This is a genomic window from Saccharopolyspora cebuensis (assembly GCF_039542665.1).
Lineage (GTDB): Bacteria > Actinomycetota > Actinomycetes > Mycobacteriales > Pseudonocardiaceae > Saccharopolyspora > Saccharopolyspora cebuensis.
The window spans coordinates 1-11883 of record NZ_BAABII010000001.1; the positions used below are offsets into that span (position 1 = coordinate 1).

Genomic DNA, 11883 nt, shown 5'->3' on the forward strand with positions numbered 1-11883 from the left:
ACTCCCTACCCCACAACGGAAGTTGCAACGACCCCCTGAACCCAAGGCCCCTCACTCAAAAAAAACGGGGGTCAGGCTACTGCGAGGGGTAGGGCTGTGGGGTGCACCGGGTTGGGGAGGTGGGAGTCGCCGGTGAGGTGGGCGTCGACGGCGTTGGCCACCGAGCGGCCCTCGGCGATGGCCCACACCACGAGGGAGGCGCCCCGGTGGGCGTCGCCGCAGACGAACACGTCGGGGGCGGTGGTCTCCCACGTCGAGCCGCAGGCGATGGCGCCGCGGGCGGTCAGCTCGATGCCGAGCCCGTCGAGCAGCGGCATGCGCTCGACGCCCTCGAAACCGATGGCCAGCAGCGCCAGGTCGCAGGGCAGCTCCTGCACCTCGTCGGAAACCGGGACGACCTGCCTGCGGCCGTCGGCGTCGCGCTGCACCGAGACCTCGCGCAGCCGCACCGCGCGCACCCGGCCCTGCTCGTCGCCGACGAACTCCTCGATCGCCACGGCGAAGCGCCGCTCGCCGCCCTCCTCGTGCGCCGCGTAGGTGCGCAGGACGTACGGCCAGGTCGGCCACGGCGAGAGGTCGTCGTCGCGGGCCGTCGGCGGCTGCGGGTAGTTGTCGAGCTGGGTGACGCTGAGCGCGCCCTGCCGGATCGCGGTGCCGTAGCAGTCCGCGCCGGTGTCCCCGCCGCCGAGGATGATGACGTGCTTGCCCTCGGCGGTCAGCGCCGACGGGCCGTCGCCCTCGCGCTCCTTGTTCGCCGGGACCAGGTGCTCCATCGCCAGGTGCACGCCGTCGAGCTCGCGGCCCGGGATGGTGCGGTCGTCGCGGCCGCGCAGCGCGCCGACCGCGAGCACCACCGCGTCGAACCGCTCGCGCAGCGCGGCGACGGTGAGGTCCACGCCGACCTCGCAGCCGGTGACGAACTTCGTGCCCTCGGCGCGCATCTGGCCGAGCCGCCGGTCCAGTGCGGACTTCTCCATCTTGAACTCGGGGATGCCGTAGCGCAGCAGGCCGCCGATCCGGTCGTCGCGCTCGTGCACCGTCACCTCGTGCCCGGCGCGGGTGAGCTGCTGGGCGGCGGCGAGCCCGGCCGGACCGGACCCGACGACCGCGACCCGCTTGCCGGTGTGCAGCTCCGGCACCTGCGGAACGACTTCGCCGTTGTCCCAGGCGACTTCGGCGATGGTCTCCTCGACCCGCTTGATCGCCACCGCGCCGCCCGCGTCCGGCGAGATCGCCAGCACGCAGCCGGCCTCGCACGGCGCCGGGCACAACTTGCCGGTGAACTCCGGGAAGTTGTTGGTGGCGTGCAGCCGGTCACCGGCCGCCGACCACTGCCCGCGGCGCACCATGTTGTTCCACTCCGGGATCAGGTTGCCCAGCGGGCAGCCCGCGGATCCGGAGTGGCAGAACGGGATGCCGCAGTCCATGCAGCGCGCGGCCTGGGTGGCGACCTCGTCGGCCCGGGCCTCGGCGGACAGCGCCGCGTAGACCTCCTGCCAGTCGCCCAGCCGCTCGTCGACCGGACGCTTCGGCGCGTCCGCCCGGGGGTGCTTCAGAAAACCCTTGGGGTCAGCCACGGGAAGCCTCCATGATCGCCTCGTCCACGTCCCGGCCCTCGGTCTTGGCCAGGCGCATGGCCTCCAGGACTCGCTGGTAGTCGCGCGGCATCACCTTGGTGAACGCCGCGGAGCGGCGCGGCCAGTCGCCGAGCAGCGAGGCCGCCACCGCGGAGCCGGTCAGCTCGTGGTGCCGCCGCACGATCCCGTGCAGCCACTTCAGGTCCTCGGCGCCGGGCCGCTGCAGCTCGATCATCGCCGTGTTCACCCGCACCGGGTCGAGGTCGAGCACGTAGGCGATGCCGCCGGACATCCCGGCCGCCACGTTGCGCCCGGTCCCGCCGAGCACCACCGCGCGGCCCCCGGTCATGTACTCGAAGGCGTGGTCGCCGACGCCCTCGGCCACCACGACCGCACCGGAGTTGCGCACGCCGAAGCGCTCGCCGACCTTGCCGCGCAGGAAGATCTCGCCGCCGGTCGCGCCGTAGCCGATCACGTTGCCCGCGATCACCTGGTCCTCGGCGACGAACGCCGAGTCCGGGTGCGGGCGGACCACGATCCGGCCGCCGGACAGGCCCTTGCCGACGTAGTCGTTGGCGTCGCCGATCAGGTCCAGCGCGACGCCGCGCGGCAGGAACGCGCCCAGCGACTGCCCGGCCGAGCCCTCCAGCTCCACGTCGATGGTGCCCTCCGGCAGGCCGTCCCCGCCGAAGCGGCGGCTGACCTCCGCGCCGAGCAGGGTGCCGACGGTGCGGTTGACGTTGCGCACCGGCAGTTGCAGCCGCACCGGGCGGGCGTCCTCCAGGGCCGCCTCGGCGAGCTGGATCAGGGTGCGGTCCAGCGCGTGCTCCAGCCCGTGGTCCTGGCCGCGGATCTGGCGGCGCACCGACGGGTACGGCGTCTCGGGTTCGGCGAACACCGGGGTGAGGTCCAGCCCGCGCGACTTCCAGTGCGCGACGGCCTCGTCGGTGCGCAGCGCCGAGACCTGGCCGATGGCCTCGTCCAGGGTGCGGAAGCCCAGCTCGGCCAGGTATTCCCGCACCTCCTCGGCGACGAACTCGAAGAAGTTCACCACGTGCTCGACCTGGCCGGTGTAGCGCTTGCGCAGGTCCGGGTTCTGCGTCGCCACGCCCACCGGGCAGGTGTCGAGGTGGCAGACCCGCATCATCACGCAGCCCTCGACGACCAGCGGGGCGGTCGCGAAACCGTACTCCTCGGCGCCGAGCAGGGCGGCGACGAGCACGTCGCGCCCGGTCTTGAAGCCGCCGTCGGCCTGCACCACCACGCGGTCGCGCAACCCGTTGAGCAGCAACGTCTGCTGCGCCTCGGCGAGACCGATCTCCCACGGCGTGCCCGCGTGCTTGAGCGAGGTCAGCGGGGCCGCGCCGGTGCCGCCGTCGTGCCCGGAGATGAGCACCACGTCGGCGTGCGCCTTGGACACGCCCGCCGCCACGGTGCCCACGCCCAGCGCGCTGACCAGCTTCACGTGCACCCGGGCCTGCTCGTTGGCGTTCTTCAGGTCGTGGATGAGCTGCGCGAGGTCCTCGATCGAGTAGATGTCGTGGTGCGGCGGCGGCGAGATCAGCCCGACGCCGGGCGTGGAGTGCCGGGTCTTGGCGATCCACGGGTACACCTTGTGCGCGGGGAGCTGGCCGCCCTCGCCGGGCTTGGCGCCCTGCGCCATCTTGATCTGGATGTCGTCGGCGTTGACCAGGTACTCGCTGGTCACCCCGAAGCGCCCGGACGCGACCTGCTTGACCGCGGAGCGCCGCTCCGGGTCGTAGAGCCGGTCGACGTCCTCGCCGCCCTCACCGGAGTTGGACTTGCCGCCGATCCGGTTCATCGCGACGGCCAGCGTCTCGTGCGCCTCCGCGGAGATGGCGCCGTAGCTCATCGCCCCGGTGGAGAACCGCTTCATGATCTCCGAGGCGGGCTCGACCTCGTCGACGTCGATCGGGGCGCGCCCGCTGTCGAACCGGAACAGCCCGCGCAGCGTGCCGCCCTCGGCGGCCAGCCGGTCCACTTCGGAGGTGTAGCGGCGGTAGACGTCGTACTTGCCGGTCTTGGTCGAGTGCTGGAGCAGGAACACCGTCTCCGGGTTGAACAGGTGCAGCTCGCCCTCGCGGCGGTAGGCGTACTCGCCGCCGACCTCCAGCTTGCGGTGGACCCGGTCGGTCGGGTTGTCCGGGTAGGCGCGGCGGTGCCGCTGGGCGACCTCCTCGGCGAGCACGTCGAGGCCGACGCCGCCCAGCTTGGAGGAGGTGCCGGTGAAGTACGCCGCCACGACGTCCTCGGCCAGCCCGACGGCCTCGAAGACCTGCGCCGCGGTGTAGGCGCCCACGGTGGAGATGCCCATCTTCGACATCACCTTGAGCACGCCCTTGACCAGCGCCTGCACGTAGTTGCCGATCGCCACCGCGGGCCGGATGCCGCTGATCTGGCCGGTGGAGATCATGTCCTCGATGGTCTCGAAGGCCAGGTACGGGTTGACCGCGGCGGCGCCGAAGCCGAGCAGGGTGGCGATGTGGTGCACCTCGCGGGCGTCCCCGCTCTCCACCACCAGGGCGACCCGCAGCCGCTCCTTGGTGCGCACCAGGTGGTGGTGCACCGCCGAGACCAGCAGCAGCGACGGGATCGGCGCGAACCGGTGATCGGAGTCGCGGTCGGAGAGCACCAGCACCCGGGCGCCGCCCGCGATGGCCTCCGAGGCCTCCTCGCGGACCCGCTCGATCGCCTCGGCCAGCGCCGCACCGCCGCCCTCGGCCTCGTACAGCCCGGACAGCACGGTGCAGGAGAAGCCGGGCAGGTCCCCGTCGTCGTTGACGTGGATCAGCTTGGCCAGCTCGTCGTTGTCGATCACCGGGGTGGGCAGCACGATGTGCCTGCTCGACGCCGGGGACGGTGCGAGGAGGTTCTGCTCGGGGCCCATCACGCGGGCCACCGAGGTGACGATCTCCTCCCGGATCGCGTCCAGCGGCGGGTTGGTGACCTGCGCGAACTGCTCGACGAAGTAGTCGTAGAGCATCCGCGAGCGCTGCGAGAGGGCGGCGGTCGGCGTGTCCGAGCCCATCGAGCCCAGCGGCTCCCCGCCGGTCTGCGCCATCGGGGCGAGCAGCATCGCGAGCTCTTCCTCGGTGTAGCCGAAGGAGAGCTGCCTGCGCACCACCGATGCGTGGCTCTGCACCACGTGCTCGCGGTCGGGCAGCTCGTCGAGGTGGAGCTGGCCGGCGTGCAGCCACTCGTCGTAGGCGTGCGCGGAGGCCAGCTCGGACTTGATCTCCTCGTCGTCGACGATCCGGCCCTCGGCGGTGTCGATGAGGAACATCCGGCCCGGCTGGAGGCGGCCCTTGGCCACCACCTCCTCGGGCTTGAGGCTGAGCACCCCGGTCTCGCTGGCCAGCACCACGCGGTCGTCGGCGGTCCGCCACCAGCGCGCCGGGCGCAGCCCGTTGCGGTCCAGCACCGCGCCGATCACGGTGCCGTCGGTGAAGGTGACGCAGGCCGGGCCGTCCCAGGGCTCCATCAGGCTGGCGTGGAACTGGTAGAAGGCGCGGCGGGCCGGGTCCATCTCGGCGTGGTTCTCCCACGCCTCCGGCACCATCATCAGCACCGCGTGCGGCAGGCTCCGCCCGCCCAGGTGCAGCAGTTCCAGCACCTCGTCGAAGGAGGCGGAGTCCGATCCGTCGTCGGCGCAGATCGGGTACAGCCGGGACAGGTCGCCCGGGATCAGGTCGGAGGCCAGCAGCGATTCGCGGGCCCGCATCCGGTTCCGGTTGCCCCGGACGGTGTTGATCTCGCCGTTGTGCGCCACGAAGCGGAACGGGTGCGCCAGCGGCCAGGACGGGAAGGTGTTGGTGGAGAACCGGCTGTGCACCAGGCCGATCGCGCTGATCAGCCGCTCGTCGCGCAGGTCGGGGAAGAAGGCGGGGAGCTGCTCGGTGGTGAGCATCCCCTTGTAGACCAGGGTCCGGCTGGACAGCGACGGGAAGTAGAGCTCCAGCCCCTCGTCGGCGGCCCGCCGCTCGGCGCGCTTGCGCAGGCAGAACGCCAGCCGGTCCAGGCCGATGCCGGACTCGTCGCGCTCCCCGGCGACCAGCACCATCGCGAAGTGCGGCATGCACCCGATGGCGGTCGGCCCGACCCCGGCGTGCTCCGGGGCGACCGGCACGTCGCGCCAGGCCAGCACCCGCAGGCCCTCCTCGGCGGCGAGGTCCTCGACCAGCCGGACGGCGCGCTGCCGGGCCTGCTGGTCGGCGGGCAGGAAGGCGATGCCGGCGGCGTAGCGGTGGGCACCGGAGGCGTCCGGCTCGGGCAGCGCGACCTCGACCTCGGAGCGCAGCAGCTCGTCGGGGAGCTGGAGCAGGATGCCCGCGCCGTCCCCGCTGGTCGGCTCGGCGCCCGCGGCGCCGCGGTGCTCCAGGTTGGCCAGCGCGGTGAGGGCGTCGGCGACGATGCCGTGGGAGCGGCGGCCCCGGACGTCGGCGACCATGGCGACACCGCAGGAATCCTGCTCCGCGGCGGGGTCGTACAACCCCTGGGGACCGGGTACGGCAGAGAAGACCACTGCGCAGACCTCCCTCGTCATCTCGTCGTGCTGAAGTCATCGACTTTCAGGACTTCTGGGCACGGGACGACACTGGCCCGCAAAATGGACGTCCGGCGGCTCGACAGAATTGTTCGGGCGGGAGGGCCCGGCTCGCTGCGGCCGGAGTTGTTCAGAGGACTTTAACAGCCACGATACCCACTGGCAGCACCTTGAGAGTGACGCTGACCATGTTGTTGCCGCGGCGGGCGATGGGTTAGGGCGCCCGGTCGCGGACACGGTCGGTCATCGATGGCCACCGCTGGGTCGGCACCCGTCCACCCGCGATCGCCGCAGGCGTGGACACCCGCCCACCTCCTGATATCTTTCCAGCTCAGGGCACCCGAGCAAAAGGTGTTCTGAGCAACGCCGCCGTCGAGCGAAATCCGGTGCGAACCCGGTGCTGTGCCGCAACTGTGATCCCCGGCCCCCGCCGGGTCGAGCCAGGCCGCCTCGGCGATCGGCGTGGACGTCCGCCACCCCCGGTGCAGGGGTGCGGCGCCGCCCGCCTCGGACGCGCCGCACCGCACCGGGCAGAACCGAGGGAAGACATGACCGGGTTCCGCCGCCTCGCCGCGCTGCTGTTCGCCGCGCTGGCCCTGCTCATCGGGGCCACCGCCTGCGCCACCCGACCCGAATCGGCCATCCCGGCGCCGGTCGACGACCCGGCCTCGGCGTTCCCGGTCCGGGTCCAGCTCGGCGACCAGGAGCCGGTGACGCTGACCCAGCAGCCGAAGCGGATCGTCTCGCTGTCGCCCACCGCGACCGAGACGCTCTACGCCGTGGGCGCCGGTGAGCAGGTCGTCGCGGTCGATTCCTACTCGAACTTCCCGGAGCACGCGCCGCGCACCGAGCTGTCCGGGCTCCAGGCCGACGCGGCGGCCGTCGGCGCGCACGACCCGGACCTGGTCGTCGTGCCGGACAGCGCCACCGAGCTCGCCGAAGGGCTGCGCGCGATCGACGTCCCGGTGCTGCTCACCCCCGCCGCGGCGGACCTGAAGTCGGCGTACCGGCAGATCGAGGTGCTCGGGCAGGCCACCGGCCACCGCGAGCAGGCCCGCGACCTGGTGTCCACGATGCGGGAGGAGATCCGCCGCATCGTGGCGGACACGCCCAAGCCCCCGGAGCCGCTGACCTACTACCACGAGGTCAGCCCGGACTTCTACACCGCGACCTCGGAGAGCTTCGTCGGCGACGTCTACTCCCGCTTCGGGCTGCGCAACATCGCCGACCCGGCGGGCGGACCGTTCCCGCAGCTCTCCGAGGAGCACGTGCTCCAGGCGAACCCGGACCTGATCTTCCTGGCCGACACCGAGTGCTGCCAGGTCACCGCCGCCTCCGTCGCGCAGCGCCCCGGCTGGGCGACGATGGACGCGGTGCGCGCGGGCAACGTGGTGGAACTCGACGACGACGTGGCGGGCCGCTGGGGGCCGCGCGTGGTGGAGCTCGTGCGGGCGATCGGCGACGGGATCGCCAAGGCCCAGGGGTGACCGCGACGACAGAGCGGCCGGCCAGGACCACCGCGCCCGTGCTGACCCCGACCAAGCTGCGCCCCCGGCACCTGCTGCTCGGCGTGCTCGCCCTGGTGCTGTGCACGCTGCTGTCGGTGCTGCTCGGCGCCGCCGAACTCGGCTGGCAGCGGGTGCTCGGCGAGATCGCCGCCCAGCTCACCGGCGGGGTCTCCCCGCTGTCCGAGCGCGAGGCGGCGATCCTGTGGGAGCTGCGGGTGCCCCGGGTGCTGCTCGGGGTGCTCGTCGGCGCGGCGCTGGCGGTCTCCGGAGCGGCGTTCCAGGGCGTCTTCCGCAACCCGCTGGCCGATCCCTACCTGCTGGGCTCGGCGGCGGGCGCCGGGCTGGCCGTGACCGTGGTGATCACCACCGCGCCGCAGGCGGCCAGCGGACCGGTGGTGCAGCTCGCCGCCTTCGCGGGCGCCCTCGGCGGCGTCGGGCTGACCTGGGTGGTCGGCCGCACCGCGGGGCAGGACACCGCGACGCTGGTGCTCGCCGGGGTCGCGGTCGGCGCCTTCCTCACCGCCGGGCAGACCTTCGCGATGCAGCTCCGGGTGGACTCGTTGCAGCAGGTCTACATGTGGATCCTCGGCCGGCTCACCACGACCGGGTGGCGCGAGGTGCTCGTCGTGCTGCCGCACCTGGTCGCCGCGGGCGTGGTGCTGTGGGTCTGCGCGCGGCTGCTGGACCTGCTCGGCACCGGCGACGAGGAGGCCGCCGCGCTGGGCGTGCGGCCCGGCCGGGTGCGGGCCGTGGTGCTGGTCGCCGCCTCGCTGGCCACCGCGGCCGCGGTGTCGGTGGCCGGGCTCATCGGGTTCGTCGGCCTGGTCGTGCCGCACCTGGTGCGGCTGGCGGTCGGCGGCACCTACCGGATCATCGTGCCGCTGTCGCTGCTCTACGGCGGGGTGTTCCTGGTGTCGGCGGACATGCTGGCCCGGACGCTGCTGGCGCCCGCCGAGATCCCGATCGGCGTCATCACCGCGTTCACCGGGGCGCCGTTCTTCGCGGTGCTGCTGCAGACCCGGAAGCGGCACGCGTGAGCGCGCTGCGGATCGAGGACCTCGCCGCCGGGTACCGGCGCGGCACCGTGGTCTCCGGGGTGACGACCACGGTGGGCTCCGGCGGCTGGCTGGCGGTCATCGGCCCCAACGGTTCGGGCAAGTCGACGCTGCTCAAGGCGCTGACCGGGGTGGTCCGGCACCGCGGGCGGGTGTTCGTCGACGGGCGGGCGCTGAGTTCGCTGAGCAGGCGGGAACGGGCCCGGGCGCTGGGGTACGCCCCGCAGATCCCGCAGCTGCCCCTCGGCCTGACCGTCACCGACTACGTGCTGCTGGGCCGCACCCCGCACCTCGGCGTGCTGGGCCGGGAGGGGCCGAGCGACGTCGCGGTGGTGGGCGCGCTGCTGGAGCGGCTCGACCTGACCCGGCTCGCCGACCGCCCGCTGACCACCCTCTCCGGCGGCGAGCAGCAGCGGGCGGTGCTGGCCCGGGCGCTGGCCCAGCGGGCCGGGGTGCTGCTGCTCGACGAGCCCACCACCGGGCTCGACGTCGGGCACGCCCAGGCCCTGCTCGACCTGGTCGACGAGCTGCGGCACGAGCTGGGCACCACGGTCGTCACGACGCTGCACGACCTGACGCTGGCCGGGCAGTACGCCGAGCGGCTGCTGCTGCTCGACGAGGGCCGGGTCGCCGCCGAGGGCACCCCGGCGGAGGTGCTCACCCCGGCGACGCTCGCCGAGCGCTACAGCGCGCGGGTCGCCGTGCTCCGCAACGCCGACGGTTCCCCGGTCATCGCCCCCACCCGTCCCACGATGTGAACTGAGTGAGGGGCACCCTGTACCCAGTTACTTGGTACAGGGTGCCCCTCACTCAGCTCCCGTTCGGGTGGTGTCCGGGATGTGGGACCGGTCAGGCGGTGGCGAAGCGGGTGAGGACCCGGTCCGGGCGGACCGCCGGGAGGGCTCGGCGGAACACCCGGTAGTAGGCCAGCTCCTCCTTGGTGCGCACGCCGAGGGCGTCCGCGGCGGCGGCGAGGTCGGCGTCCGGGACGCGGTCCGCCCAGTACGGCGAGAGCAGGTCCTGCGCGCCGCTGCCGGTGCCGAACTGCTCCTTGCGCCGCCACAGCAGCTCCTCCGGCAGCCAGCCGGTGAACGCCCGCCGCAGGTGGCCCTTCTCCATCCCGTCCGGTTCCAGCGCCTTGTACGCCGCGGGCAGCGCGGTGGCGTGCGCGATGACCTCGGCGTCCAGGAACGGCACCCGCGCCTCCAGGCCGTGGGCCATGGTGACCCGGTCGCAGCGCTGCAGGTTCAGCCCGTGCAGCTCCTCCAGGGTCCGGACCAGCTCCGCGTCGAGGCCGGTGGCGTGCTCGGCGTGGTAGTAGGAGTACCCGGCGAACAGCTCGTCGGCGCCCTCCCCGGTCAGCACGGCCTTGACGTGCCGGGAAGCCAGCTCGCTGAGGAACCAGTTGGGCACCGCGCTGCGGATCAGGCTGGCGTCGAAGGACTCCACCGAGGCCACGACCTCGTCCAGCACCTCGATCGCCTCGCGTGCGGTGAACACCGCCTCGTGGTGCTCGGTGCCCAGGTGCTCGGCGGCGGCGCGGGCGGCGAGCAGGTCCGCCGAGCCCTCGGTGCCGACGGCGAAGGTCTTGAGCCGCCGACCCCGCTCGGCGCAGTGCTCGGCGGCGATGGCCGCGACCAGGCTGGAGTCCAGCCCGCCGGACAGGAACACGCCGACCTCGACGTCGGCCATCAGGTGCCGCCGCACCGAGTCGACCAGCGCCTCGCGGGTGGCCTTCTCCGCGACCTCCGGGGCGATGCCCTCCCACACCGCCGGGTCGGCCGCCGGGACCGCCGTCGCGAAGCGGACCACGCCCGCCTCCGGAGTCCAGTAGCAGCCGGGTGGGAACGACTCCACCGCGTCCTGCACCTCGGCGGGGAACGCCCGCAGCTCGGAGGCGAAGTGGACCGCCGCGCCGCGGCGGGCCCAGTACAGCGGCTTGATGCCGAGCGGGTCGCGGGCGGCCACGAACCGCCCGTCCGGCGCCGCCGCGCACAGCGCCCACATCCCGCGCAGCCGGTGCAGCTCGGCCGGTCCGCCGGTGCGCAGCAGGGCGAGCGCGGCCTCGCTGTCCGACGCGGTGCCGAAGACCGCGCCGCCGAGCTCCGCACGCACCTGCTCGTGGTTGTAGATCTCGCCGTTGCAGACCAGCGACCACCCGTCCGGGGCGGTCAGCGGCTGCCTGCCGCCGTCGAGGTCGACGATGGACAGCCGGGTGTGCCCCAGCCAGGCGTGCTCGCCGACGGTCCGGTGGTCGCTGTCGTCAGGACCCCGGTGCGCCAAGGCGAGGAGCATCCGGGTGCCCGCGTCCAGGTCGGGGGTCGAATCGGTCCGGTGTTGAGCAGCTATTCCGCACATGCCGTCGACCGTAGGCAGGACCGCGCCCATGCGGCAACGCCAGTTGCTCCATGCGCACGCGATGCCGCAGAATGATCGGGTGAGCGAAGGGCTGAGCAGCGTCCACCGGGCGCTGGAAGTGCTGCGGGCGCTGGGGGCGGGACCGATGCGGGTCCAGGACGTCGCCGAAGCGCTCGGCAAGGAGAAGACGCAGGTCTCCCGGACGTTGAAGGTGCTCGCCGAGGCGGGGTTCGCCGAACGCGACGCGGACCTGTCCTACCGGCTGGGCTGGGGCCTGTTCGCCCTGGCCGGGCAAGCCGGGGACGAACGGCTGCTGCACCAGGCGCCGGAGGTGCTGCGCGGGCTGGTCCGGCGGCTCGGCGAAGCCGCCTACCTGACCGTGCGCGGCGCGGACACGGCCGTCACGGTGCTCACCGAGCGGCCGGGTCGGGCGTTGCAGGCGCACGAGTGGATCGGGCGCACGACCCCGCTGAGCTGCACCTCCAGCGGCCGGGCGCTGCTGACCGGGTTGTCCGACGCCGAGCTCGCCGAGGTGCTGGGCGACGCTCCGCTGCCCGGCACCGACCGGGCGCCGCGCGACCTGCCCGCCCTGCTGCGCCGGGTGCGCGCCGAACGCGCGGCCGGGCACGTCGTGGCGGCCGAGGAGTACGAACCCGGGCTGGTCGCGGTGGCCGCGCCGGTGCGCGACTTCCGGGGCGCGGTGGTCGCCGCGCTCAACGTCTCGGCGCCGGTGTTCCGGCTGCCGCCGGACGCGCTGGAACCCGTCGTCGCGGAAGTCGCCGACGCCGCCGGACGCCTGTCCGCGGCGCTCGGCGGCTGAG

General features: G+C 73.5%; 7 protein-coding genes. 4 read left to right on the top strand and 3 right to left on the bottom strand.

Annotated features, from left to right (window positions below):
- Positions 1 to 71: 71 nt before the first annotated feature.
- Both ABD976_RS00005 and gltB read right to left on the bottom strand, forming a co-directional pair.
- A complete protein-coding gene (locus ABD976_RS00005) occupies positions 72 to 1577 on the bottom strand; it encodes a glutamate synthase subunit beta (RefSeq protein ID WP_345354973.1) in 1506 nt (501 codons plus the stop codon).
- Positions 1570 to 6120 carry a glutamate synthase large subunit gene (gene gltB / locus ABD976_RS00010; protein ID WP_345354976.1) on the bottom strand — a complete coding sequence of 1517 codons (4551 nt, stop codon included), beginning with the start codon at positions 6118 to 6120 and terminating at the stop codon, positions 1570 to 1572. Before gltB ends, ABD976_RS00005 begins: the two co-directional genes overlap by 8 nt.
- Before the next feature lie 569 nt (positions 6121 to 6689).
- Between gltB and ABD976_RS00015 the strand changes: the two genes are divergently transcribed.
- The 3 genes from ABD976_RS00015 to ABD976_RS00025 are packed head-to-tail and all read left to right on the top strand — an operon-like array spanning position 6690 to position 9462.
- Positions 6690 to 7628, top strand: coding sequence for an ABC transporter substrate-binding protein (locus tag ABD976_RS00015; protein ID WP_345354979.1), 939 nt, complete (start codon positions 6690 to 6692; stop codon positions 7626 to 7628).
- Positions 7625 to 8686, top strand: coding sequence for a FecCD family ABC transporter permease (locus tag ABD976_RS00020; RefSeq protein WP_345354982.1), 1062 nt, complete (start codon positions 7625 to 7627; stop codon positions 8684 to 8686). Before ABD976_RS00015 ends, ABD976_RS00020 begins: the two co-directional genes overlap by 4 nt.
- A complete protein-coding gene (locus tag ABD976_RS00025) occupies positions 8683 to 9462 on the top strand; it encodes an ABC transporter ATP-binding protein (RefSeq protein WP_345354985.1) in 780 nt (259 codons plus the stop codon). Before ABD976_RS00020 ends, ABD976_RS00025 begins: the two co-directional genes overlap by 4 nt.
- Before the next feature lie 91 nt (positions 9463 to 9553).
- On the opposite strand, the gene asnB is transcribed toward ABD976_RS00025, so the two are convergent.
- Positions 9554 to 11062, bottom strand: a complete 1509-nt coding sequence (gene asnB / locus ABD976_RS00030; RefSeq protein WP_345354987.1) for an asparagine synthase (glutamine-hydrolyzing) — start codon at positions 11060 to 11062, stop codon at positions 9554 to 9556.
- A 79-nt stretch (positions 11063 to 11141) separates the two neighbouring features.
- On the opposite strand from asnB, the gene ABD976_RS00035 reads away from it, so the two are divergent.
- Complete coding sequence (locus ABD976_RS00035; protein WP_345354990.1) at positions 11142 to 11882, top strand: IclR family transcriptional regulator; 741 nt, start codon at positions 11142 to 11144, stop codon at positions 11880 to 11882.
- The last annotated feature ends 1 nt before the right edge of the window (position 11883 follow it).

Excerpts from the sequence above, each read along its gene's own strand:
- ABD976_RS00015 (WP_345354979.1), top strand. The coding sequence starts at position 6,690 with ATGACCGGGTTCCGCCGCCTCGCCGCGCTGCTGTTCGCCGCGCTGGCC.
- asnB (WP_345354987.1), bottom strand. The coding sequence starts at position 11,062 with ATGTGCGGAATAGCTGCTCAACACCGGACCGATTCGACCCCCGACCTG.